At 64.3% G+C, this 24638-nt stretch carries 23 protein-coding genes, 1 tRNA gene and 1 riboswitch; of the genes, 15 read left to right on the forward strand and 9 right to left on the reverse strand.

Annotated elements, in window-relative coordinates; all coding sequences use genetic code 11:
* Positions 1 to 538 (reverse strand): PLP-dependent aminotransferase family protein (locus tag BG57_RS27165; protein ID WP_035969975.1); only part of this gene is annotated, 538 nt, incomplete at its 3' end.
* 169 nt (positions 539 to 707) lie between these two features.
* Positions 708 to 806: riboswitch (ZMP/ZTP riboswitch) on the reverse strand.
* Between the two features lie 221 nt (positions 807 to 1027).
* Here BG57_RS27165 and BG57_RS27170 point away from each other — a divergent pair.
* The 11 genes from BG57_RS27170 to BG57_RS27220 all read left to right on the forward strand — a co-directional run bounded on the left by BG57_RS27170 (position 1028) and on the right by BG57_RS27220 (position 9784).
* The gene (locus BG57_RS27170; RefSeq protein ID WP_035969976.1) at positions 1028 to 1774 is read left to right on the forward strand and encodes an SDR family NAD(P)-dependent oxidoreductase; all 747 of its coding nucleotides are present in this window, start codon (positions 1028 to 1030) and stop codon (positions 1772 to 1774) included.
* A 127-nt stretch (positions 1775 to 1901) separates the two neighbouring features.
* On the forward strand, positions 1902 to 2375 hold the full coding sequence (ybgC, locus tag BG57_RS27175; RefSeq protein ID WP_052006040.1) for a tol-pal system-associated acyl-CoA thioesterase: 474 nt from the start codon (positions 1902 to 1904) through the stop codon (positions 2373 to 2375).
* A gap of 124 nt (positions 2376 to 2499) precedes the next feature.
* Positions 2500 to 3177, forward strand: a complete 678-nt coding sequence (gene tolQ / locus BG57_RS27180; protein ID WP_035969977.1) for a protein TolQ — start codon at positions 2500 to 2502, stop codon at positions 3175 to 3177.
* A 12-nt stretch (positions 3178 to 3189) separates the two neighbouring features.
* Positions 3190 to 3633, forward strand: coding sequence for a protein TolR (gene tolR / locus BG57_RS27185; protein WP_035969978.1), 444 nt, complete (start codon positions 3190 to 3192; stop codon positions 3631 to 3633).
* The gene (gene tolA, locus BG57_RS27190) at positions 3630 to 4754 is read left to right on the forward strand and encodes a cell envelope integrity protein TolA (protein ID WP_035969979.1); all 1125 of its coding nucleotides are present in this window, start codon (positions 3630 to 3632) and stop codon (positions 4752 to 4754) included. The genes tolR and tolA overlap by 4 nt, the downstream gene beginning before the upstream one ends.
* Before the next feature lie 106 nt (positions 4755 to 4860).
* Complete coding sequence (gene tolB / locus BG57_RS27195; protein ID WP_035969980.1) at positions 4861 to 6153, forward strand: Tol-Pal system beta propeller repeat protein TolB; 1293 nt, start codon at positions 4861 to 4863, stop codon at positions 6151 to 6153.
* A gap of 55 nt (positions 6154 to 6208) precedes the next feature.
* Positions 6209 to 6715, forward strand: coding sequence for a peptidoglycan-associated lipoprotein Pal (pal, locus tag BG57_RS27200; RefSeq protein ID WP_035969982.1), 507 nt, complete (start codon positions 6209 to 6211; stop codon positions 6713 to 6715).
* A 45-nt stretch (positions 6716 to 6760) separates the two neighbouring features.
* Positions 6761 to 7510 carry a tol-pal system protein YbgF gene (gene ybgF / locus BG57_RS27205; protein ID WP_035969984.1) on the forward strand — a complete coding sequence of 250 codons (750 nt, stop codon included), beginning with the start codon at positions 6761 to 6763 and terminating at the stop codon, positions 7508 to 7510.
* Positions 7511 to 7642: 132 nt separating this feature from the next.
* Positions 7643 to 7718 (forward strand) — tRNA-Lys (locus BG57_RS27210).
* Positions 7719 to 7889: 171 nt separating this feature from the next.
* The gene (locus BG57_RS27215; RefSeq protein ID WP_035969986.1) at positions 7890 to 8966 is read left to right on the forward strand and encodes a helix-turn-helix transcriptional regulator; all 1077 of its coding nucleotides are present in this window, start codon (positions 7890 to 7892) and stop codon (positions 8964 to 8966) included.
* Entirely contained in the window at positions 8963 to 9784 is an 822-nt protein-coding gene (locus tag BG57_RS27220; RefSeq protein WP_035969987.1) for an SIR2 family NAD-dependent protein deacylase, read from the forward strand. The genes BG57_RS27215 and BG57_RS27220 overlap by 4 nt, the downstream gene beginning before the upstream one ends.
* On the opposite strand, the gene BG57_RS33970 is transcribed toward BG57_RS27220, so the two are convergent.
* From BG57_RS33970 to BG57_RS27230, 3 genes are read right to left on the reverse strand one after another with little or no spacing between them, the layout of a single operon-like run.
* Positions 9772 to 10221 carry an ATP-binding protein gene (locus tag BG57_RS33970; RefSeq protein WP_229754074.1) on the reverse strand — a complete coding sequence of 150 codons (450 nt, stop codon included), beginning with the start codon at positions 10219 to 10221 and terminating at the stop codon, positions 9772 to 9774. The genes BG57_RS27220 and BG57_RS33970 overlap by 13 nt on opposite strands.
* Positions 10215 to 13235, reverse strand: coding sequence for a YhaN family protein (locus BG57_RS27225; RefSeq protein ID WP_229754073.1), 3021 nt, complete (start codon positions 13233 to 13235; stop codon positions 10215 to 10217). Before BG57_RS27225 ends, BG57_RS33970 begins: the two co-directional genes overlap by 7 nt.
* A gap of 3 nt (positions 13236 to 13238) precedes the next feature.
* A complete protein-coding gene (locus BG57_RS27230; RefSeq protein ID WP_035970001.1) occupies positions 13239 to 14504 on the reverse strand; it encodes a metallophosphoesterase family protein in 1266 nt (421 codons plus the stop codon).
* A 180-nt stretch (positions 14505 to 14684) separates the two neighbouring features.
* On the opposite strand from BG57_RS27230, the gene BG57_RS27235 reads away from it, so the two are divergent.
* Entirely contained in the window at positions 14685 to 14906 is a 222-nt protein-coding gene (locus BG57_RS27235; RefSeq protein WP_035969988.1) for a hypothetical protein, read from the forward strand.
* 6 nt (positions 14907 to 14912) lie between these two features.
* Here the strand turns inward: BG57_RS27235 and rsmA are convergent, their stop codons facing one another.
* The 4 genes from rsmA to BG57_RS27255 form a co-directional block, all read right to left on the reverse strand.
* Complete coding sequence (rsmA, locus tag BG57_RS27240) at positions 14913 to 15722, reverse strand: 16S rRNA (adenine(1518)-N(6)/adenine(1519)-N(6))-dimethyltransferase RsmA (RefSeq protein WP_035969989.1); 810 nt, start codon at positions 15720 to 15722, stop codon at positions 14913 to 14915.
* 34 nt (positions 15723 to 15756) lie between these two features.
* Positions 15757 to 16752, reverse strand: a complete 996-nt coding sequence (gene pdxA, locus BG57_RS27245) for a 4-hydroxythreonine-4-phosphate dehydrogenase PdxA (protein ID WP_035969990.1) — start codon at positions 16750 to 16752, stop codon at positions 15757 to 15759.
* A gap of 5 nt (positions 16753 to 16757) precedes the next feature.
* Positions 16758 to 18113: a peptidylprolyl isomerase gene (locus BG57_RS27250; RefSeq protein WP_081851006.1), complete on the reverse strand. Its 1356-nt coding sequence runs from the start codon at positions 18111 to 18113 to the stop codon at positions 16758 to 16760.
* Positions 18114 to 18216: 103 nt separating this feature from the next.
* The gene (locus BG57_RS27255) at positions 18217 to 20607 is read right to left on the reverse strand and encodes an LPS-assembly protein LptD (RefSeq protein WP_035970002.1); all 2391 of its coding nucleotides are present in this window, start codon (positions 20605 to 20607) and stop codon (positions 18217 to 18219) included.
* 244 nt (positions 20608 to 20851) lie between these two features.
* Here BG57_RS27255 and BG57_RS27260 point away from each other — a divergent pair, with 244 nt between their 5' ends.
* The 3 genes from BG57_RS27260 (at position 20852) to purB (ending at position 24077) form a co-directional block, all read left to right on the forward strand.
* On the forward strand, positions 20852 to 21877 hold the full coding sequence (locus BG57_RS27260; protein ID WP_035969993.1) for an aminoglycoside phosphotransferase family protein: 1026 nt from the start codon (positions 20852 to 20854) through the stop codon (positions 21875 to 21877).
* 14 nt (positions 21878 to 21891) lie between these two features.
* Positions 21892 to 22593 (forward strand): N-acetylmuramate alpha-1-phosphate uridylyltransferase MurU, encoded by a 702-nt coding sequence (gene murU, locus BG57_RS27265; RefSeq protein WP_035969994.1) that lies wholly within the window; start codon positions 21892 to 21894, stop codon positions 22591 to 22593.
* 95 nt (positions 22594 to 22688) lie between these two features.
* Positions 22689 to 24077 carry an adenylosuccinate lyase gene (gene purB, locus BG57_RS27270; protein WP_035969995.1) on the forward strand — a complete coding sequence of 463 codons (1389 nt, stop codon included), beginning with the start codon at positions 22689 to 22691 and terminating at the stop codon, positions 24075 to 24077.
* Positions 24078 to 24136: 59 nt separating this feature from the next.
* Here purB and BG57_RS27275 read toward each other — a convergent pair whose 3' ends face one another.
* Positions 24137 to 24631, reverse strand: a complete 495-nt coding sequence (locus BG57_RS27275; protein WP_035969996.1) for a gluconokinase — start codon at positions 24629 to 24631, stop codon at positions 24137 to 24139.
* Positions 24632 to 24638 lie beyond the last annotated feature (7 nt).

A 24638-nucleotide genomic window follows, 5' to 3' on the forward strand; every position in this document is an offset into this window, starting at 1 on the left:
GCGCAAACGCCGACGCGCCCGCGACGATCAGTTTCGGCTTGTGCTCCTTGGCGAGCGCTTCGGTCTTGTCGTAATCGATGTCTTCGGCTTCGTTCAGGCCGTAGCTCACTACGTTGAACCACTTGCCCGACATGTTGACCGGCGAGCCGTGCGTGAGGTGGCCGCCTTCGGCGAGGCTCATGCCCATGATCATGTCGCCCGGCTTGAGCATCGCGAAGAACACGCCCTGGTTGGCCTGCGAGCCGGAGTTCGGCTGCACGTTCGCGGCTTCGGCGCCGAAGAGTTGCTTGACGCGATCGATCGCAAGCTGCTCGACGATATCCACGTACTCACAACCGCCGTAATAGCGCTTGCCGGGATAGCCTTCGGCGTACTTGTTCGTGAGTTGCGAACCCTGCGCGGCCATTACGGCGGGCGAAGTGTAGTTTTCCGACGCGATCAGTTCGATGTGATCTTCCTGACGGCGGTTTTCCTGCTCGATCGCCTTGAGCAATTCGGGATCGACCTTGGCAAGGGTACTTTCGGCTCTGTCGAACATACGTTTTCCGTGAAATCAGAACAGGTTGACTGGACCGCGCATGAAGGAGCGCCCTTCACGCGAACGCGGAAGACGCTGGACACCGGTTGTGCCATGACGCGACGGAAGGGGGAAGACTCCGGTTTCGCGGAACGGACAGCCTCCGGCAACGCAGCGACGGCGCGCGGATCTCAGCTGCCCAGGCGAACGGCAAAACGACGCTCCGCGCTTCCTAGTGGGTCGTTCCACCTTGAATCCGAAGATTCTATCGCCAGTCACGCGGGGTTTGAGCGTTGTAGTTTAATGGGCGGCCGGGCTTTAGGCAACCGGCCGCCGGACCAATGGTCATGCGGCTCCGAAGCCCTCCTGCCCGAGGCGAAAGCACGATCGTTCGCACCCACGATTACTTGCCGCGCCGCATCAATGGAAGTACCCTTTGCGCCGTTGCCGGACGCGTGTCCCCACGCGGCCCGGTCCTGTCTATCGCTCCTATCGAACCGGAGTTCGACCATGATCGTCTTCGTCACCGGCGCGTCCGCCGGCTTCGGCGCTGCCATCGCGCGCACATTCGTCAAAGGCGGCCATCGCGTGATCGCGGCGGCGCGGCGCAAAGAGCGGCTCGTTGCGTTGTCTGAAGAACTGGGCGATGCAGTGCTGCCCATCGAGCTCGACGTACGCGACGGCGACGCCGTCAGAAACGCCGTGGCGTCGCTGCCGGAGGCGTTCGCACGCATCGACGTGCTGGTGAACAACGCGGGCCTCGCGCTGGGTCTCGAGCCGGCGCAGCGTGCGAAGCTCGATGACTGGCAGAACATGATCGATACGAACTGCGCCGGCCTCGTCGCGGTCACGCACGCCGTCCTGCCGGGCATGGTCGAACGCAATCGCGGGCACGTGTTCAACATCGGATCGGTCGCGGCGACGTATCCGTATCCGGGCGGCAATGTCTATGGCGCGACTAAAGCGTTCGTGCGGCAGTTCAGCCTCAACCTGCGCGCCGACCTCGCTGGCACGGCGCTGCGCGTGACCGATATCGAGCCGGGCCTGTGCGGCGGCACCGAGTTCTCGAATGTACGGTTCAAGGGCGACGACGATAAAGCGGCGGCCGTGTACAAGGACGTGCAACCGCTCACGGCCGAAGATATCGCGGACTCCATCTACTGGATCGCCACGCGCCCCGCGCACGTGAATATCAACGCAATCGAACTGATGCCGGTCGCGCAAACGTTCGGACCGTTGCAAATTCACCGCGGCTGAAGCGCCACATTGCCTGATGATTTGGCGGGCGCGCAGCGGGTTCCGGTAAAATGCCGCCGATGAATATTTGTCACAAAGCAAGCCATACCGGGCCGATTTGCCCGGGCGCGAGCAGGATGGCGCAAAGGTGAGCGATCCGTTGATTTTCGAATGGCCAATTCGCGTGTATTACGAGGACACCGACGCCGGCGGCATCGTGTTCTACGCGAACTACCTGAAGTTCTTCGAGCGGGCGCGCACGGAATGGCTGCGCGCGTGCGGAATCGACCAGCAGCGTCTCGCCGAATCGGATGGCGTCGTGTTCGTCGTAAAGCGGACGTCCGTCGATTATTCGGCGCCCGCGCGTCTCGACGATGTGATCCGCGTGGCGAGCCGTATCGAGCGGCTCGGACGCGCATCGGTGGACTTTCATCAGGAAGCGTGGCGCGATGGCGTGCTGCTTGCGACCGGCGATATCCGCGTGGCTTCGGTGAATCGTGCGTCGATGCGGCCCGCCGGCATTCCCGAACCGGTGCTCGAAGGACTGAAACGCGGTCCGCATGCGAACATCGCGATCGCCGGACAGCCGTTGCCGCCCGAATGCGGATCGAGCCGTGTTTAGCCAGGTTAAGACAATCGAAAACGAGCCGGCCGCAATGCGGCTTCCGTTTTACTCACTTCTGATTTACGAAAGCGTGATGCGCTTCTGACCGGACGCGTTTCCCGGGACGCAACAGCAGACCTCTATGAACAATACACAAGACTTGTCGATCATTTCACTCGTCGTACACGCGAGCGTCCTCGCTCAAGCCGTGATGGCGTTGTTGCTGCTCTTATCGCTGCTTTCGTGGACTTTCATTTTCCGCAAATGGTTTGCCATTCGCCGGGCGCGCGCGCAAACCGAGCGCTTCGAACGCGATTTCTGGTCCGGCGGCGACCTTCAGGCGCTCTATCAAAGCGCGGCGAACAATCGCCACACCATCGGTGCGCTCGAGCGTATCTTTGAATCCGGCATGCGCGAGTTTCTGAAAGGCAAGGAACGCCGCATCACCGATCCGGGCGCGATCCTCGACGGCTCCCGACGCGCGATGCGCGCCGCGTTCCAGCGCGAAATGGACGTGCTCGAAGCCAATCTCGCGTTTCTCGCGTCGGTCGGCTCGGTCAGCCCGTACATCGGTCTCTTTGGCACGGTGTGGGGCATCATGAATTCGTTCCGCGGTCTCGCCAACGTGCAGCAGGCGACACTCGCGAACGTCGCGCCGGGTATCGCCGAGGCGCTCGTCGCCACCGCGATCGGCCTGTTCGCCGCGATTCCGGCGGTCGTTGCGTACAACCGCTACGCGCATGACATCGATCGCCTCGCGATCCGCTTCGAGACCTTCATCGAAGAGTTCTCGAACATCTTGCAGCGCCAGGCGCACTAACAGGAGGCCGCAATGGCAGGCCCGATTCGTTCCAGCATGCGCGGCGGTTCACGCCGCGCGATGGCCGACATCAACGTCGTGCCATACATCGACGTGATGCTCGTGCTGCTCGTCATCTTCATGGTGACCGCGCCGCTCGTATCGCCGTCGATCATCAATCTGCCGACCGTCGGCAACGCGCAGCCGCAGGAGCAACAGCCGCCGCTCGTCATCAACATCAAGGCCGACGGCAGCATGAACATCCGCTACAAGGAAGAAGGCGGCGCAACGCAAGAGCAGAAGATGACGATGGCCGATCTGAACACCTTCGTGCTCAACCGGCAGGAGCTGCATCCGGATCAGCCGGTCGTGATCGCGGCTGACAAGACGGTGAGATACGAAGCCGTCATGAACGTCATGTCCGATATGAAGGCGCGCGGCGTGAAGCGCGTCGGATTGCTCGTCAAATCGCAATGATCGATCGTCGCACCAGTCCGCCTCAGCAGACGCGTCCACGTTCCGCGCGGCCGGTTCGCCCGCCTCGCGAGCGCGGCACGGGCAAGGCGTTTGCGCTCGCGGCGGTCATGCATCTGCTGCTCGGCTGGCTGCTTTATCACGGCATCAACTGGCAGAACAACACGCCGGCGGGTGCAGAAGCAGAAATTTGGACCGATATACCGGACATGTCCGCGCCGACTCCGCGCCCGGTTCCCCCGCCGCCTGCGCCTGCGCCGGTGAAAGTGCAGCCCGCGCCGCCGCCCGCGAAGGACGAGGACGCGGACATCGCGTTGCAGGAAAAGAAGCGCAAGCAACAGGAAGCCGCCGCGCGTGACGCGCAGCTCGCCGAGCAGCGCCGTCAGCAAGAGGCGCGCGACGAAGCCGAGGCCAGGCGTCAGCAGCAACTCGCCGCTCAGGCCGCCGCGGCCGCTGCCGCGCAGAAGGCGATGCAGGACAAGCAGAAGCAGATCGAGAAGCAGCGTCAGGCCGATCTTCAAAAGCAACAGCAACAACAGCAACAGCAAAAGGCGAAACAGGACAAGGAACGCCAGGACGAGGCCGAAGCGCAAAAGGCCGAGCAGTTGAAGGAACAGAAGGAAGCCAAAGAGGCGAAAGCAAAGGCCGACGCGCAAGCCAAGGCGAAGGCGGATGCCGAAGCCAAGGCAAAGGCCGCCGCAAAGGCAAAGGCCGATGCCGAAGCGAAAGCGAAGGTCGATCAGGAGCGCAAGGCTCGCCTCGCGCAATTGCAAGGACAGTTGGGCGGCGGCACGGGCACGAGCGGCGAAGGGCTCGCGAAGAGCGGCACCGGTCGCGGCGCAGGCGGCAACGCCACGTCGCCGGGCTATGCGGAGAAGGTGCAGCGGCGCGTGCGGCCGAACATCCGTTGGGGCGGCGAAACCGCTGGCCTCGAAACCGTGGTGGCAGTGCGCTGCTCGCCATCCGGCACCTTGCTTTCGGCTTCGATTACTCGCTCGAGCGGCAACGAGCAGTGGGACAACGCGGCGCTACGCGCGGTGCAGAGTTCGGACCCGATGCCGGTCGACATCGACGGCAAGGCGCCCGATCGTTTCACGATCACGCTGCGGCCGGCCGGAGGCTGATGACGGCCGCGAGCCGCGTCGCCACGTGGGAACGAATCGTGCAACCGGGGGTCTGTTCTGCATTCCCCAGACACTTGAAAACGCTTTTTTTCGGAACCTATACAGCATGAGTTTGATGACGAAGCTTGGCCTCAGAACGCTGGTCGCATCCTGCCTGATCGCAGCCGGCACTGCCGCACACGCCCAGTTGAACGTGCTCGTCACCGGCGTCGGTTCGACTCAGTTCCCGATCGCGACGGCCAATTTCGCGAACGAGGCGAACTCGCCGCAGCAAGTCAGCGCGATCATTCGTCAGGACCTGCAAAGAAGCGGCAAGTTCACGAACATCGACGCGGGCGGCACGCCGGTTTCGGAGAGCGACTCCGTCGATCTCGGCGCATGGAAAGCCAAGGGCGCGGACGCGTTCGTGTCCGGCAGCGTCACGCGTCTGTCGAACGGACAGTACGAAGTGCGCTTCCGCCTCTATGACACGGTCAAGCAGCAGAACCTCGGCGGCCTTTCGCTCGTCAGCGCGGAAAGCGGCCTGCGCATGAGCGCGCACAAGATCGCGGACTACATTTACGCCAAGCTGCTCGGCGGCCGCGGCGTGTTCGCGACGCGTCTGTCGTACGTGATTCAGACGGGCGGACGTTATCAGTTGCAGATTTCGGATTCGGACGGCCAGGACGCGAAGATCGCCCTCTCCAGCCCCGAACCGATCATCTCGCCGGCGTGGTCGCCTGACGGCACGAAGGTCGCCTACGTATCGTTCGAGCGCAAGAAGCCGGTCGTCTACATCCACGATCTGCCGACGGGGCGCCGCGTGGTCGTATCGAATCAGAAGGGCAACAACAGTGCGCCGGCGTGGTCGCCGGATGGCCGCAAGCTCGCGGTCGCGCTGTCGCGCACGGGCAATACGCAGATTTTCGAAGTCAACGCGGACGGCTCGGGCCTGCGCCGTCTCACACAGGGCAGTTCCATCGATACCGAGCCGGCCTACTCGCCCGATGGCAGTTCCATCTATTTCACGAGCGACCGCGGCGGCCAACCGCAGGTCTACAAGATGCCGGCGGCGGGGGAAAACGCCGGCGCGGCCCAGCGAGTCACGTTTGCGGGAAGCTACAACACGAGCCCGCGCGTGAGTCCGGACGGCAAGCAACTCGCGTACATTTCGCGCACTGGCGGCGGCTTCAAGCTGTATTTGCAGGACCTCGCGTCCGGCACGGCGACGGGCCTCACCGACACGACGCATGACGAATCGCCGAGCTTCGCGGCGAATGGTCAGTACATCCTCTACGCCACCCAAGTGAACGGACGTGGCGTGTTGGCAGCCGTGTCGACCGATGGTCGCACGCGGCAAGTCTTGTCCGTACAGGGCGGTGCGGTGCGCGAGCCGTCCTGGGGTCCGTTCATGCAATAAGTCCTGCAACAACGTTTCACTTACAACGTTCAGCTACAACACAAGGAGAGGTACCATGATGTCGAAACTTCGTATCGGCCTGGCAGTTGCGATGGTCGGCGCATTGGCGGCGTGTCATTCGGGTGTAAAGCTCGATGAAGGCGCGAACAAGGGTGCGGGCACGGCGCAGCCGAACCCGCGTGACGTCCAGACGGTCAATGTCGACCCGCTGAACGATCCGAACAGCCCGCTCGCGAAGCGCAGCATCTATTTCGACTTCGACAGCTATGCCGTGAAGGACGACTATCAGCCGCTGCTGCAGCAACACTCGTCGTACTTGAAGGGCCATCCGGAGCGTCACGTCCTGATTCAGGGCAACACCGACGAACGCGGCACGAGCGAGTACAACCTCGCGCTGGGCCAGAAGCGTGCGGAAGCCGTGCGTCGCGCCATGTCGCTGATGGGCGTCGCGGATTCGCAAATGGAAGCCGTAAGCCTCGGCAAGGAAAAGCCGATGGCGACGGGCCACGACGAGTCGTCGTACGCACAGAACCGCCGTGCGGACCTCGTCTACCAGCAGTAACAGCAACACTCTCAGTCACGTAACCAGTCACGGGTGAGTCGCCCTATGTTGTATCGCTTTCCTTTGCTGCGGATGACCGCAGCCGCGTGCGTCGTCGGTGCGGTGATGGCGGGCGTGCCCGCGCACGCCGGTGTCTTCGACGACAACGAAGCGCGCAAGGCCGTGCTCGATCTGCGCACGAAGACCGATGGCCTCGGCAATCAGTTGTCGGCGGCGCAGCGCACGATCCTCGATCAGTCGAACCGTATCGATCAGTTGAATCAGCAGGTCGCCACGCTTCGCGGTCAGAACGAGGATCTGGCGAATCAGGTCGCGACGCTGCAGAAGCAGCAGAAGGACTATTACGCCGATCTCGATGCGCGCATGAAGAAATTCGAGCCGCAGCAGCAGACGGTCGACGGCGTGACGGGTTCGGTCGAGCCCGGCGAGACGGAAGCGTTCAACGCGGCGTCGACTCAGTTCCGTAACGGTGACTACAAGAGCGCCGCGGCGTCGTTCAAGACGTTCGTGTCGAAGTACCCGCAGAGCCCGTATCAGCCGACCGCGCAATATTGGCTCGGCAATGCGTTGTATGCGCAGCGCGACTACAAGGGATCGACCGCAATCTGGCAGAACCTGGTGAAGACGTATCCGACGCATCCGCGAGCGCCTGAAGCGCTGCTTGCGATCGCGAATAACCAGATCGAGCAGGGCCAGAAAGCGGCTGCGAAGCAGACGCTTCAACAGATCATCTCGCAGTATTCGGGCACCGAGGTCGCGCAGTCTGCGCAAACGAAGATGTCGCAAGTGAAGTAAGCGAAGCTTCGGCTTTCGCGCCTCTCGATGAGGACGCCCGCAGGCTTGCAGGCCTCGGGCGATTCTCTTATCGGGAATCGGCGAGACCGGTTGACAGCATCGGAAATCGCCGATTATAATTTCGCCTCTTTCGGGTCGTTAGCTCAGCTGGTAGAGCAGCGGACTTTTAATCCGTTGGTCACAGGTTCGAATCCCGTACGGCCTACCAAAGAATCAAAAAGGGCTACGCAATCGCGTAGCCCTTTTTCTTTTTCCGCGCCGTTCTACGTTTTCCTGCCGCGCGAAACATAGTCCTCCGGACCATTCCCCTCCGGCATCGGGACACAATCTGTCCCTGTCCTTCCTATAATCGAGCCATGTCTTTTCCGCTCGATTCCCCATGACCTCCAGCCTCGACGAAGCCATTCTCCGCGTGCTGCCGACCGAGCGCGACGCCGTCGCCTGGCTGCCGACGCCCGAAGTGCGCAGGCGGCTCGAGGAGCGCGGGCATCGCGTCGGATACACGAAGAAAGTGCAGCGCCATCTCACTGCGCTCGAAGCCGAATCGCGCGTCATTTCGACGATCAACGGCCGCGAACTGCTCTGGCAGCGCAAGCCGTGGCTGCATGGGCTGCAGGAAGGCGTCGGGCTGATGAGCGCGTCGGAAGCCGTCGCGTTTCACATCCTTCAGCGCTTTGCCGGCAACAAGCTGCCGAACGCAGTGACCAAGGACATCGACCCGCTCTTTCAGGCGGCCGAAGCGCGGCTGTCGCAGGAGAAGGCGGATAGCCGCATCTATCGCGCGTGGGCGGACAAGATCGATTCCGTCGATGGCGCCTTCACGCTGATTCGCCCGAAGCTGCGTCCCGACATCTTCAACACCGTCGCCACCGCGACGTTCTTCGAGCGCGAACTGCTCGTGCAGTATCGTCCTGCCTACAAGGGCGAAGGAAGCGCCGATCAGAAGACGAGGCGGCTCTGGCCGCTCGCGCTCGTCGAATCGGCGGGCGTGATGTACATGGTCGCGCAGGACCCGGGCCGCGCCCCGCGCATCGAACAAGGCGAAAAGGAAGCGGCGCGCGCGCTGTATCGGCTGGACCGCATTCGTTCGGTGACGGAGTCCGGCGAGCCGTTCACGTATCCCGAAGACTTCAAGCTGCGCAAGTACATCGAAACGCAGCAGGCGTTCGACTTCCTGCCCGAGCCGCCCGTGCGCCTGGAACTGGCATTTGAAGGAAGCGCGGGCAATCAGTTGCGCGAATCGCCGATGTCGAAGGATCAGCAAATCGACACGCTCCCCGATGGCCGCATGAAAGTGACCGGCACGGTAACGCCCAGTCTCAAGCTGCGATGGTGGCTGCGCGCGCTCGGCGCGGGCGTCGAAATTCTCGCGCCCCGCTCGCTGCGCGACGAGTTCGCCGACGATTATTCGAAGCTCGCGAAGCGCTATGCCGCGCACGAGGACGCCCGCGCATGAGCGACGAAACGCCGACGAGCATCCTTCAAGCCGCAGCGTGGCTGCGCGACGCCGATGGCCTGCTCATCACCGCCGGCGCGGGCATGGGCGTTGATTCGGGCCTGCCGGATTTTCGCGGGCCTGAGGGCTTCTGGCGCGCTTACCCGGCGCTGCGGCATCACGGATTCTCGTTCGAGGAGATGGCCAATCCAGCGGGTTTCACGCGGCATCCGCGGCTCGCGTGGGGCTTCTACGGGCATCGCCTGGCGCTGTATCGTGCGACGCAGCCGCATGACGGCTTTCGCCTGCTTCATCGTTGGGCCGCGCGGATGGCCCATGGCGCATTCGTCTTCACCAGCAATGTCGACGGCCAGTTCCAGCGCGCGGGCTTCGCGCCCGAGCGCGTCGCGGAATGCCACGGCTCGATTCACGCGATGCAATGCATCGAGCCCTGCACCGGCGATATCTGGGCCGCCGACGGCTTTGATCCGGTCGTCGACGAAACGCGCTGCGAACTCGTCAACGCGCTGCCGATGTGTCCGCGTTGCGGGCGCATCGCGCGTCCGAATATCCTCATGTTCGGCGACTGGAACTGGCTCGACACGCACGCCGCGCGTCAGGAGCGCAGGCTCGCCGCCTGGCTTCAGGGCGTCGAGCGGCTGGTGGTCGTGGAGATGGGCGCGGGCCGCGCGCTGCCGACCGTCAGACGCTTCAGCGAGCGACACGGCCCGCGCGTGATCCGCATCAATCCGCGCGAGCATGGGATTGCGCCGGGCGTGGGCGTCGGCATTGCGGGCGGCGCGAAGGAGACGCTGCTGCGTCTCGATCAGCTCATGTAGCGCACGTTGACCTGCGGCCCGAACACGTCGCGCACCATGCCGACGAGATGATCGTGGTGGCTCAGGAAAATCACCTGCGTGCGCTTCGCGAGATGCGCAAGCACGCGCAGGCCGGCGCGGGCGCGGGCATCGTCGAAATTGATGAAGAGATCGTCCGCGACGAACGGCAGCGCCGATGCCTTCTCGCCGTGCTCTTCCAGCGCCGCGAGGCGCAGCGCGAGATACAACTGGTCGCGCGTGCCCTCGCTCATGCCGCCGATCTCCACATGCTCGCCGCTCGCCGCGCGCACCGCGGCCAGCGCCATCGGCTGGCGATCGTAATCGACGACGAGCCGCGAGAACGTGCCCAGCGTCAGCTCGCAGAAAATGGCGCTCGCACGCGAAAGCATCGGGCCCTGGCGGCGTTCGCGATATCGGTCGATGGCCCATTTCAGCAACGTCGATGCCGTCTCGACCTTGACGAAGCTTCGGCTGCATCGGCCATCGCGGACAAGGCTTCCTGACGCTTCGCCTCCGCGCGTGCGGCGTTGGCCTCGCCGGAAATGGCGGCCAGTTCGCGGTTCGCGGCGGCAAGTTCGGCGGCGAGTTCCGTCGAAGCGTGCACCGACTCGTTCAGCGCCCCGCCGATCAATGAAAGCTCCGCCTCCACGCTGGCGATGTCCGCGCCCTCCACGTCTGCGATGAGCGCATCGAGCGTCAGCCCGTCGCCGCCTTTGATGAACGCATCGCGCGCGTCGTTGACGGCTGCGATCAGTTCGCGCTTGCGCGTCGACTTCGCGATGCGCGCCGCGAGTTGATCCGGCGTGTCGACGCCCGCGAGTTCGTAGAGCGGTCGAAGGCTCGCGCGCGCGTCCTCGACAGCGGCTTTCGCCGCGCTCATGTGCCCGTTCGCCGCCGCGAGTGCCTTCGTGAGACGCTCGGCTTCAGCGCGCGCCCCGCACGCGCTTTCGAGGCGCGTCGACAATTCGAGCGACACCCCGTTCGCTTCCAGCGTGGCGAGTTCGCTATCGACCAGCCCCGCCAGCCGCGCCGCATTCGATGCCAACGCCGCGAGCGACGCGCGCATCACGTCGATCTGGCCGCTGCGGATCGCATCCACCTGCACGAGCTGCTCGCCGATTCTCTTCACGATGCCGATGGCCGTCTCCGCCGCCGACTGCGAATCCGCCGCAACCGCGACGCCCGCCTTCCCGACTGCGGCTGCCCACCCGCCTTGCCAGCGCGCGAACGCTTCGTTCGCGGACTTAGCCGTGGCTTGCCGCGCGACGCTTTCGGCGCGCGCCGTGTCCAGTTGCGCGCTGACATGACGACGCGTGAGCATCGCCGCATCGATTTCGCCGATGTGCGTTTCCGCGATGTCGCATAGCGTGTCGAGACGCGCGGACGTATCGACGGCGACGCCCGCATCGCCCAGATGGCGCGCAAGGTCGTCGCGGTGCGCGGCGGCATCGGCGGATTCGCGGGCAAGCTCGGCGCTGTGCTTGTCCAGCGTTTGCGACGCCGCGAGCGCCTGTTCGCGGCGCACGAACCACGATGGAACGTCGTCGAGCGCCATGTCCGCAATTTGCGACTGCGCGGCGAGCGCGCGCCACGATGCGTCTAAGTTTTCCAGCGCAGCCGTTGCGTCGCGTTCCGCTTGCCGGCGGCGCTCGACGGTCTGCTCGTCCGCCGCCACGCGGCGCTTCAAAGCGGCAAGCTGCGTCGACTGTCCGACCGAGCCGAGCTGACGGTCGGCGAACTCGTCCGCCGCGCGCATCGTGGTTTCGAAAGGCGTCGCGCCGGTCGAGAGCGTCACTTCGCCCGAACGAATTGCTTGCCATGCCGCGTCGCGTGCATTGCGCGCATCGCGCACTTCATCGCCGGTCACGACCCGATGCGTCTCCACGAAGTCGCCGAGTTCGGTTCGCGTGGCGTCGAGGGCGTCTTGCGCTTCCTTCAGGCGATCGACGGCCAACGCGACGCGCGACGCCAGCGCCTGCCGCTCGTCGCGCATCGACGCGATGCGTTCGACTGCCGGCAAGGTCATCGCCCGCAATTCGACGAGTGGGCGCGTCCACTTGCCGAGCGATGCCAGCCCCGCTTGCAGCGCGTATTCGGCCTCGCGGCGGGCATCGTCGAGACGGCGCTGCGTCGCGTCAGTATCGCGAACCTTCTGCGCGGCACGCACGGCGGCACGCAAGCCGGGCGCGACGTCGGCGCTCGCGATGGCCGCGAGGCGCGCTTCGAGCGCAGCGATTTCCGCGATGCCCTCCTCCACCGCCTGCTGTGCATGACGCGCGGCGAGTTCGAGTTCACCGCGTTCGAGCATGAGACTCGACACGGTCTGCAACGCGAGCGGCCCCGGCAGCGATCGGCGCGCGCCGGCTTCGTCCTGCGGCCAGCCGAGTTGCGCGCAGTCCTGCGCGATCTGCCGCAGACGCGCAGCGACGTCCTGCTCGAGCCGCGTGATTTCGTCGGCGTGATTCGCGCACTGGTGTCGCGTCGCTTCGAGCGCGCGAATGTCCGCTTCGACTGCGAGCAGCGTCTGGTCGATGCGAATCTCGCCGAGTTCCTTCTTCAGTTGCCCGACGTCGTTCGCGTGCAGATCGAGCGCGGTTTGCGCCGAAGCAAGCCGTGTCAGCGCGTTCTGCAGCGTGGCTTCGGCGTTGACGGGGAGATCGGCGGTATCGTCGAGTTCGTTCAGTTCCGCCGACTTCTCGCGCCAGACGTTCAGATAAGGCGCGACGCGCCGGATGCGTTCGAACCGCGCCCGCTTCGCTTCCAGTTCCGCGCGACGCGCTTCCTGCTCGCGGCTGCGCTCCTGCACGTCCTCGACCGCGCCGTGCGCGCGACGCCACTGTGCAGTCCGCACGCTCGCGGTCTTGAGTTCGGCGGTGGCCTCTTCGTATTGCTTCAAGCCGACGTAGTACGTGCGCCCGCTCGCCCGATGCTTCGTCCAGATTTCCTTCGCTTCGTCGGCAAGACGCTGGCGCACCTCGCCGAGGCTCGCAATACCAGCAGCCGATTGAAACAGCACCTGCCCGACATCGCTCGATGCATCGAGAATGCTCTTGCTTCCCTGAATCAACGTCTCGTGATCGAGGCAATACATCTGCTCGAAGAAGCTCTTGTCAGCGGTGCCGAGGAACGGTGCGAGCGCGTCGGCGGTGAGCGCGTCGCCATTGGGCGTGACGAGCGGCGACTTGCGGCTCTTGGTGCGATGGAACGCGATGCCCGCGCCGTCCTTCTGCAGCTTGCCGCCCACCCGCAGATCGCTTTGCGGGTGCCGGAACGCGAGCGGCGAGCTATGCGGCATGCCGAACAACAGTTCGGAAATGGCGGTTTTGATCGTCGATTTACCGGCTTCGTTGGGGCCGACGACGAAGTGAAAGTCCTGTTCCGCCGACGGAAACTCGACGGCATGATCGGTGAATTTGCCGTAGCGGATGAGATCGAGCTGACTGATCCGCATGCGTCACTCCGCGTCCGCAAGTTGCGCGATCAGACCGGAGCGCACTTCGCTTACGAGCTTCGACAGGTCGCCGTCGCGCACGTACTCGAGTTCCGGCACAGACTTCTGCAATTCAGCCGGCGCCTGCGATGCCAGGGTGATGAGCCGCTCTTTCAGCAACGCGAGAAATTCGGGACCGGATTCGGCTTCGATCAGCAGGCCGTGGAGATCCGCGAGCGCATCGGCGGCGCCGTCAAGCCTCGATGCCGCGAGGTCGCGCGCAATCGGCTGCGTCGTTACTTTTACTTTTTCCAGCCACAGTGAGTCATGGCTGATCGCCGCAATCTGCGCGAGCACTTCGGCGCGCAGTTGCGTCGCGTTTGCGAAGAGTTCGCCGTGCGCCTTCGTCGCGCCGGTGACCGTCACGCGCACCGCGTGCGGCACGGGCCGCTCGGCTTGTTCGATCAGCGCTTCGAGCGCACGTCCGGCCGCGCGCGCGACTTCATCGAGCGTGGCGAGGCCGGCTGCATCGACGGTGACGGATTCCCAGCGCAACACGTCGATGAAAAGCCGCTCGACGCTCACTTCGTCCGACTCCGACACGTTGACGATCACCGCGCCGCGCCTTCCCGTCTCGCGGATGTTGCGCCCTTGCAGGTTTCCCGGAAACACGATCGTCGACACTTCATCCCACATTGCGAATTCATGCACGTGGCCGAGCGCCCAATAGTGATATTCGCGGGCATGCAGTTCGGCGACGGTGCACGGCGCGTAGTTCGCATGCGCCGACGATCCTTCGAGCGCCGTATGCAGCACGCCGATATTGAAATAGCCGTCGACCGGCGACGGATACGCGGTCGCGAGATTGGCCGTGACCGCCTTGTCCTTGAAGCTGTGACCGTGCAGCGCGACCTTGAGCGCGTCGATGCGATAAGTCTGCGGCTTCCTCGTCGAAAACGTGTGGACGTTGTCGGGCAATTGAAGCTGGCTCGTCATCTCGCTTTCGGCGTCGTGGTTGCCGTAAAGCACGTAGACGGGAATGTTCGCCCGGCGCAACTTGCCCATCTCCTTGCAGAAGAAGATGCCGGTGTTGTGATCGCGCCAGGTGCCGTCGTAGAGATCGCCGGCAATGATCATGAAGTCGACCTGCTCGTCGATGGCGATCGACACGAGCTTCGAGAACGCCTCGCGCGTCGCGTTGCGCAGCATGTCGGCGGGCGCGTCGGCGTAGGCGGACAGGCCGTGCAGCGGGCTGTCGAGATGAATGTCGGCCGCGTGGATGAAGCGCATCGCGTTGTCTTCCTCTTGAGTGTTGGTGTCGCGCTTGACGCATCCGGACGTCGATGCTTGCACGTGAAGTAGACACTTCGCGTCCCGGTCGCGCGAACGATCCGGCATCGGTAAGAGACACGATGTGTCCCGGCTCGAACGGACAATCATCGAACATCAACACGAGAGCGAGGTCTACCGATGACAAGTCCCTACACCACGCATAACGTCGATGCCGCGATCGTTCATCTGGAACGCGTCCTGTCGGCGGAAGGCGCGAATTCGCTGTTCGGCCAGACGTATTGGCGCACGCGCCTGCAGCAGGTCAGCGCGACGCATGGCTTGCTGCGCAATCAGCGCATGCGGCTGGACCGGCTGATGACCCGGCTCGCCGATGCCTCCCGCGCCGGGCGGCCGCGATGAGCGCGTCTATGCACGCTCCACGGCCTGCGCAAGCGCAACGAACTCCGCAACCGGCACTTCTTCGGCGCGGCGCGCGAGATCGAAGCCGAGCGCGTCGAAGTCGATTCTGTCGCGATACGCGGCAAGATTGTTGCGCAGCACCTTGCGGCGCTGCGCGAACGCAGCCTTGACGACATCGCTCAGCACGGCGTCGTTCACGGCCGGCAGTTCATGCGGCGCGAACGGAATCATGCGGACGATCGCGGAGTTCACTTTCGGCGGCGGATTGAACGATTCGGGCGGCACGTCGATCAGCTTGTCCATCACGTAGCGGTATTGCAGCATCACCGACAAGCGCCCGTAATCTTTGGTCGCCGGCTCCGCGATCATGCGCTCGACGACTTCGTCCTGAAGCATGAAGTGCTGATCGATGACTTTCGGCGCAAACGCCGTCAGGTGAAACAGCAGCGGGCTCGAAATGTTGTACGGCAGATTGCCGACGATGCGCAGCGTCGGTTTGTCGCCGTCCAGCGCGAGCGCGCCGAAGTCGAAGTCGAGCGCATCGGCGGAATGCACAACGAGCTTGTCGCCGAAGCGCTTCTCCAGCCGGCCGATCAGGTCGCGGTCCAGTTCCACCGCATGCAGCGGCGCCTCCGGCGTGGACAGGCGCGCGATCAGCGGTTCGGTCAGCGCGGCGAGGCCCGGCCCGATCTCGACCATGCGCTCGCCGCGCTTCGGCGCGATGACGTCGACGATGGAATCGATCACGCCCTGATCGACGAGAAAGTTCTGGCCGAAGCGCTTGCGGGCGAGATGGCCCTGATGTTTGGTGGACATACGTGTCTGGTAGATGCGGTCGCCCGCTATGACTTTAAGCGTTGCGCTTGTGCTGCGCCATCGTGACGGCGGCGTCGATCGCGGCGATCATGCTGCCTGCGTCGGCGCGCCCCGTGCCGGCAAGATCGAGCGCGGTGCCGTGATCCACCGACGTGCGAATGATCGGCAGACCGAGCGTCACGTTGATGCCTTCGCCGAACGTCGCGTATTTCAGCACGGGCAGGCCCTGATCGTGATACATGGCGAGCACGCAATCGGCGTTCTTCAGATAGCGCGGCTGAAACAGCGTGTCGGCGGGATACGGCCCGGGCGCATCGATGCCGAGGGCGCGGGCGCGTTCGAGCGCCGGCGCGATGACGTCGATCTCCTCGCGACCGAGATAGCCGTTCTCCCCCGCGTGCGGATTGAGTCCGGTGACCAGGATGCGCGGCGCGGCCAGGCCGAAATGCGCGCGCAGATCATGGTCGATGATGCGCAGCGTATCGACTAATCCGTCGATGGTGATCGCGGCGGACACTTCCTTGAGCGGCAGATGCGTCGTGGCAAGCGCGACGCGCAGCGGGCGCTCGCCCGTGCCCGCGAGCATCATCACGACGCGCGGCGTGTTCGTGCGCTCCGCCAGGTATTCGGTGTGACCGGTGAAGGGCACGCCGGCATCGTTGATCGTGCTCTTTTGCAGCGGCGCGGTGACGATGGCGTCGAAGCGGCCCGCAACGGCGCCGTCGATAGCGGCGTCGAGCAAGCCGAGCACGTAGCGCCCGTTGGCGGCATCGAGCTTGCCCGCTTCGGCCGGCGCCGCGAGCGCATGATGTTCGATGCGCACCGCCTCGCCGCTCGCGGGCCAGCCTGCGCCCGCCCGCGCTTCCAGCAGCGCGCGGTCGCCGAGCACCGCGAAGCGCACCGACGGCCAGCGCGATTGCGCTTCACGAAGCGCCACCGCCGTCAGTTCCGGACCGACGCCCGCCGGCTCGCCCGTCGTGATGGCGACGGTGACGGCGGCGGTTTCGTCCGGATGAGCGGCGGTGTTCATCGGGCTTACTGTTGCGCCTCTTGCGCAGCGATGCCCTTGTATTGCACGTAGGCGGTGTCGCGCAGTTCACGCAGCCAGTCCGAGTACGCCTGTTCAGCCTTGCGCTGGCCGATCGCCTGACGCGCAATGTCGAGCTGTTGTGTCGCGGACCCTTCGGCCTCGCGGCGGCTCAGCACCTGAATCAGGTGATAGCCGTACTCGCTGCGCACCGGATCGCTGACCGCGCCGTCCTGCAGGCTGTTCATCGCGCGTTCGAACTCGGGAACCGTTTCGCCCGGGCTGATCCAGCCGAGGTCGCCGCCCTGCGACGCCGAGCCGTCCTGCGAATACGTCCGCGCGAAGTTGGCGAAGTCGCCGCCCGACGCGAGCTGCTGCTTGATATCGAGCAGCTTTCGACGCGCCGACGCTTCCGACATGCCGTCCGACACGCGCAGCAGGATATGGCGCACGTGGGTCTGCACGAGCTTCGGCGCATCGGCTGCCGTGCCCTGGCTCGCGCGGCGATCGACGAGCTTGATGATTTCGAAGCCGCCGTCGGTGCGCAGCAGCGTCGGCGCGACCTGCCCCGGACGCAGCGTCGATACCGCCGAGACGATGCCGGCCGGCAACGAGCCCGGCGTGCGGAAACCGAGATCGCCGCCCTTGGCGGCGTCGGTATCCTGCGAATTCTGCTTGGCCAGCTTGCCGAAGTCTTCGCCCGCCTGCGCCTGCTTGAGCACGGCGTCGGCCTTGCTCTGGACCGCGGCGACATCCGACTCCGGCGCGTCCGCAGCCAGCTTGAACATGATGTGCTGGAGGTGGAGATCGCTTGCGTTGCGCGCGCCCGGCCCGCGCTGGCTGGCGATGTAGTTCGCCACTTCGCCATCGGACACGGTGACCTTGCTGTCGACTTCCTTCTCGCGCAGCTTCGAAAGCGTCAGTTCCGTGCGCGCGTCGCGCATGAACACGGCCCAGGGCACGCCCTGCGCCTCGATCCGCGAGCGATAGACGTCGAGCGTCATCTGGTTTTGCTGCGCGAGACGCTGGAGCGTGCGGTTGACGGTGGCGTCGTCGATGACGATGCCGTCTTCCTTCGCCCGCTGCAACTGGATGCGCTCGAGCACCATCTGGTCGAGCACCTGCTGACGCATCTGTTCGACGGGCGGGACCGGCGCGTTCTGCTGCTTGAGCCGCTGCGCGATCAGGCTCGTGCGCTCTTCCAGTTCGCGCTGCGTAATCACGCCGTCATTGACGACCGCGACGACGGAATCCGCGATCTGTACATTGCGATTCGACAATGCCTGCGCACCGGCCGGCGAACTCACCATCAGCGCCGCGGTCAGCGCGGCGGCGGCCATTGCCGTCGATCGAAACAGTTTCATGTTTGCCACAGATACTCCATCAAATCCACACTTGACCCATTCGTGCCTTGCGCGTGTGCTCGCGGCGATTGGGGATGCTGTCAGAGAATGCCTGCTTCCGGCCTTACTCGTAGTCGCTGTAGCGAGCGAGCGGCGGAGCCGACGGCGGCGGCGGCTGGTAGCCCTGCACGCTGGCGCGGAACGCGCTGACGAGACCGTTGTCGACCTTCGACAAGCCCTTGAACGTGATCTGCGCAAGCACGCGCGTGCCGGACGAAGGCTGACCGCTCGTATTCACACCGTTCGCGTAACGCTGCGCGCCGAAGCCGAACGCCCAGCAGTCGGCATCGTACTGGAAGCCCACGAGGCCGTCGACGAGACGGTGGCTTGCGAGATCATAATTGACACGCGCGACGGCATACAGCCGATTCGTCAGCGGCCATTCGCCGGAGACCAGAAGCTGGTTGATCGGCTCGTTGACCAGCGTGGTCTGGTTCGAGCGCGTGTACCGGTAGCCGACGTTGATCACCTTGCGCGCGGCGGGGCTGTATGCGAAGCCGATGCTCGAACGCACGAGCTGGTTATTGTCGACATTATATTGGAACGCCGTTTCCGAGGCGAAACCCGCTCCCAGCTTGATTGCCGCGCCGGCGATCAGGTCGGAGTGCTTGGCCTCGTTGATCGGCTGATCCTGCGAAATCGTGACGCGCTGGCTCGTGAAATAGTACTGCTGCGCAATCACGAAACGCGCACGCTCGTCGCCCGTTGCCGGGTTGATGAAGCGCGTCGTCAGGCCGGCGGTCAGACGGTTCGCATCCGCGATCCGGTCGTTGCCGACGAAGGTATTCGGCGTGTAAATCTCGGCGAGTCCGAAGTCGGCTTCGGCGGTATCGAAGATCGGCGCGAAGTCCTGATTGCGATACGGCGTATAGACGTAGTAGAGCCGCGGCTCCAGCGTCTGGATGTAGTCCTGCCCGAAAAGCCGCACCGAGCGGTCGAACACGAGGCCGGTGTCGAGACTGAGCGTCGGAATCGATTCGGTGAAGTTCTTCGGCTGGTTCGCCGGCGTGAGCGGCTGCCCCGCAACCGGCCCGGTCGCGATGTGGCTCAGGTCGTACGACGCAAAGTGCCACTGCACCTTCGGCGTGAAGAAGTAGCCCGGCGCGTTGATCCCGTAGCTCAGGTACGGGTTGAAATACATGCGCTGACCGTCGGTCGCGCCTTCCTGCGTGATCGTGAAACGCGTGAAATCCGCTTCCGCGCCGTAATCGAAGCCGCCGACGTTGTACTTGTTGTACTGCACGTTCAACTGCGGCTCGCGCGCGTACGGCGGAATGGACGGCTGCAGTGTCTGCCAGCGTTGCTCGCGTGCGAGCACCGACCACGGGCCGTTGTTGTACGTGAGCCCGGCTTCCTGCTGATACAGCAGTTGCGTGCCGTTCAGGAACTGATTCGACGCGTTGCCGAGGTCTTCCGGATATTGATCGTCGGAGACCTTGTTGTAGTTCACGTAGCCGCCGAAACCGCCACCGAAGTTCTGCCGGTGCTGCCAGAAGATCGCATAGCGGTTGGTATGCGTCTCGCGGTCGTTCGGCAGATAGTCGATCGTGAGCGAGCCGGAATACGTGGGCGACAGATAACGATAATTCGCCTCGCCCAGCACGCCGCGCCGCGACATGATGCGCGGCGTGATGGTGAGATCGCGGTTCGGCGCGATGTTGAAGTAATACGGGATCGTCGCTTCGAAGCCGGTCGTCGAGCTGACCGAGAACGTCGGCGGCAGGAGACCGCTGCGGCGATCGCCCGTCAGCGGAAACGACAGCCACGGGCTCGCGAACACCGGCACGCCCTGGAAGAACAGCACGCCGTTATGGGCGACGCCCTCTTCCGAACCGGTATCGAAATCGAACGACGAACCCTTGATATACCACGACGGGTCCGTCTCGCACTGGCAGGCGGTGTACGTGCCGTGATCCACCCGCGCGCGCTCGTTGTCGATCAGGTCGATGCGTTCCGCGCTGCCCGAGCCGCCCGTCAGGTTGAAGTGGTACTTCGGGTTCGTCATGAACCCTTCGTTGGAACCGACCTTCAGGTGCGCTTCTGGCCCGACGAACGCCACGCCGTTATTGATCAGCCTGACATTGCCGAAAGCATCGGCCATGTCCGTATCCTGATCGTAATGAAGCGCGTCGCCCTTGATGACCGTGACCGAGCGGCGCACTTCGGCCGAGCCTTTCGCGGCCATATCCTCGTCGGACGTGCCGGTGGTCTTGTCGCCGAGCAAAAAGGTCGTGGGCTGCTGGCCGCTTTTCAGCGGACGCTCGAGCAATTGCGGCGCGAGACGCAGGCTGCCCGGACCGTCGAGCGGCTGCGCGTCGGCGGCGGGGCCGGCGAGCTGTGCGTGCGCGAGAGCGGGCATCATGCCCGGTACGGACAGCAACGCGGCGACGAGCCGCCGCCTGCGTGGCTGAGCATCGCCCTGGATCTTCGATACGGGAAACTGTCGTGGCGGCATGTATGGGTGGCGGTTCGATTCCTTTCGCGTCACGCGCCCGATGCCGCCGAGTGAGCGGCCGCGCTTCGCCCGCGTCAATGCCGTGATCGAACTCGACGGTCCGTGGCCATGCAGGGACGACACTCGGGAAACGTTGACGCGGCACGGTCGTCGGCGCCTGGCGCCAGGCGCGAACAGATAGCTCTAGGATCGCTTAAAAAAGTCGTGGGGTATTATATGGCAAGATGTTTTGCCTCTCGAATTTATGACGCACATTCCTGCCGACACCCGCCTCGATCAACTCCGTTCCTGGCTTCAAACCTTCGCCGACCGCTACCGGCTCGATACCGCCACGCTCGCGCCCGCCTCCGCCGATGCCAGTTTCCGCCGTTATTTCCGGCTCGCGAGCCAAAGCGAGCACGGCGATACGCTGATCGCCGTCGATGCGCCGCCGCCCGAAAAATGCCGCGAGTTCGTGCAGGTCGCGAGTCTGCTGGAAGCAGCCAGCGTGCATGTGCCGAAGATTCTCGAAGCCGATTTCGACGCCGGCTTCATGCTCGTCACTGATCTCGGCACGGCCACTTATATTTCCGCACTCGACGAAAAGAATGCGCGGCCGCTGATGCGCGCGGCCATCGACGCGCTGATCCGCTTCCAGCAGACCGCGCGCGAAGGCGTCCTGCCGCCGTTCGACGAAGCGTTTCTGCGCCGCGAGATGGAGTTGATGCCCGAGTGGTTTATCGGCCGCCATCTGGGCCGTGAGGTCACCGCCGACGAACGCAAGACGCTCGACGACACCTTCACGCTGCTCGTGCAAAGCGCGCTCGCGCAGCCGCAGACGTTCATGCTGCGAGACTTCATGCCGCGCAACCTGATGGTGTGCGAACCGAATCCCGGCGTGCTCGACTTCCAGGACGCCGTGTACGGGCCGATCACCTACGACATGGCCTCGCTCGTGCGCGACGCGTTTATCAGCTGGGACGAGGAGTTTCAGCTCGACTGTATCGCGTACTACTGGGAGCGCGCGAAGAAAGCCGGCCTTCCCGTCGATCCCGATTTCGGCGAGTTCTACCGGCAACTCGAATGGATGGGCCTGCAGCGGCACATCAAAATCATCGGGCTGTTCGCGCGCATTCATTATCGCGACGGCAAGCCCCGCTATCTGGCGGACCTGCCGCGTTTCATCGGCTATGCGCGCAAGGTCGCCGAACGCTATGCGCCGCTGTGGCCGTTGGCGCGCCTGCTCGATTCGCTCGATGGCCGCGCCGTCGACGTCGGCTATACCTTCTGATTCCTCGTCACCGCATGACCCATTGTCTCAAGACGGCGATGATTTTCGCCGCCGGCCGCGGCGAACGCATGCGTCCGCTCACCGATACGTGTCCGAAGCCACTGCTCGAAGCGGGCGGCAAGCCGCTCATCGTCTGGCAGATCGAGCGGCTCGCGGCGGCGGGCATCGAGACCATCGTTATCAATCACGCCTGGCTCGGCGAGAAGATCGAAGCCTCGCTCGGCGATGGTTCGCCGTGGGGCGTCGAGCTGCGGTATTCGCCGGAATCCGAGGCGCTGGAGACGGCAGGCGGAATCGCGCAGGCGCTGCCGTTGCTCGGCTCGGGCGTCTTCATTGCCGTCAGCGGCGACGTGTTCTGCGACTTCGATTACACCGCCCTGCGCGATCGCGCCACCGCGCTCGCGCGGGACGAACTGCCAGGCATGCACCTCGTCATGGTACCGAACCCGCCGTTCCATCCGCGAGGCGATTTCGCGCTGATCGACGGCGCACTCGCGCTCGACGGCGAGCCGCGCTTAACGTTCGGCAACATCGGCCTGTACGACACGCGCATGTTCCGCGATCTCGCGCCCGGCACGCGACGGGCGCTGACGCCCTACTACCGCGAAACCATCGCGGAGGGACGCGCGACCGGCGAGCTTTACGCGGGCCGCTGGGAAAACGTCGGCACGCCGGCGCAACTTCAGGCGCTCGATCAGGAACTGCGCCAACGCTGACGGGCAGGCGGCCCGGAATGGGACGCATCCGATGGTAAAATGCGCGGTTCTTCCGTCTTTTCCTCCTAGCCGCAAGCGGCAGCCGACACGCCACCATGTCCGATACCCGTCCCGATACTCTCTTTGCGCTTACCGCGCTTTCGCCGCTCGACGGCCGTTACGCCGCCAAGACCGAAGCACTGCGTGACTGGCTCTCCGAAGCCGCTTTCATGCGCCATCGCGTGACGGTGGAGATTCACTGGCTGATCGCGTTGTCACGTGCGGGCTTCGCCGAAGTGCCGCGCTTTTCCGACGCGTCCGAGCAGTTCCTGCTGACACTGGCCGAGCGCTTCACCGCGCACGACGCGGCGCGCATCAAGGATATCGAGCGCGTGACGAACCACGACGTGAAGGCGGTCGAATACTGGCTCAAGGAGTCGGTCAAGGGCCAGCCGGAACTCGAGCGCGCGAGCGAATTCATCCATTTCGCGTGCACGTCGGAAGACATCAACAACACGTCGCACGGACTGATGCTCGCGGGCGCACGTGAACACGTGATGCTGCCGGCGCTGCGCTCGGTGCACGCGCGCCTCGTGAAGCTGGCGCACACGCACGCCGAACAGCCAATGCTTTCGCGCACGCACGGCCAGCCCGCCAGCCCGACGACGCTCGGCAAGGAAATCGCCAACGTCGCGGCGCGTCTGTCGCGAGCGATCGAGCGCGTCGAGAACGTGCCGCTGCTCGGCAAGATGAACGGCGCAGTCGGCAACTACAACGCGCATCTGTCGGCGTATCCGGAGTTCGACTGGGAAGCGTTTTCGAAGGATGTCGTCGAAAACCGGCTCAAGCTGACGTTCAATCCGTACACGATTCAGATCGAGCCGCACGACTATATGGCCGAACTGTTCGATGCGGTCGCGCGTGCGAACACCATCCTGCTCGATCTCGACCGTGACGTATGGGGCTACATTTCGCTTGGCTACTTCAAGCAGCGCACGAAGGCGGGAGAAATCGGCTCGTCGACGATGCCGCACAAGGTGAATCCGATCGACTTCGAGAACTCCGAAGGCAATCTCGGCCTCGCCAACGCGACGCTGCGCCACCTCGCCGACAAGCTGCCGATTTCGCGCTGGCAGCGCGATCTGACGGACTCGACCGTGCTGCGCAACATCGGCGTGGCGTTCGGCTATTCGCTGCTCGCCTACGACGCGCTGATCCGCGGTCTGGACAAGCTGGAAGTGAACGCGGCGCGTCTGAACGAAGATCTCGACAATTGCTGGGAAGTGCTCGCCGAGCCGGTTCAGACGGTGATGCGCCGTTATGGCATCGAGAATCCGTACGAGCAATTGAAGGAACTGACGCGCGGCAAGGGCATCACGCGTGATGCGCTGCAGTCGTTCATCAATGGCCTGGCGATTCCGGCCGAAGCAAAACAGTTGCTGCTCGACATGACGCCGGCGACGTATATCGGCAAGGCGGTCGAACTGGCGAAGCGCATCGCCTGAATGCGTTTCAACGCCGCGTAAAACGCAAAAAGCCCCGATTTCTCGGGGCTTTTCGTTTTCTATCGCGTCTTCAACTTTTCCATCACGTTATCGACGATCTGCTCGGGCGGCAGCTCGATGCTCTCCGTGACCGCCTCGTCCTCGCCCGGCTCCTCGAGCGTGTCGAGCTGGCTCTGCAGCAGCGACGGATCGAAGAAATGGCCGGTGCGGTGGCCAAGGCGTTCGCGCAGCACTTCCATCGAGCCTTTCAGATAGACGAAACACACGTCCTTGTCGCCGGCACGCAGCACGTCGCGGTACGAGCGCTTGAGCGACGAGCAGGTGAAAACAGCCGTCTCGCCCGCTCGCTGCTTCTCTTCAATCGCCGCGCGGATCGTCTTGAGCCACGGCCAGCGGTCCTCATCGGTCAGAGGGATGCCGTGATGCATCTTCTCCTTGTTTGCGGCGCTGTGAAAGGCGTCGCCGTCGGTGAACGGACAATTCAGGCGTTCGGCCAGCATTTCGCCGATCAGGGATTTGCCGGCGCCCGAGACGCCCATCGCGATCAGAATCATCGAAGTC

The sequence above is a fragment of the Caballeronia grimmiae genome, from assembly GCF_000698555.1.
Taxonomy (GTDB): Bacteria; Pseudomonadota; Gammaproteobacteria; order Burkholderiales; family Burkholderiaceae; genus Caballeronia; species Caballeronia grimmiae.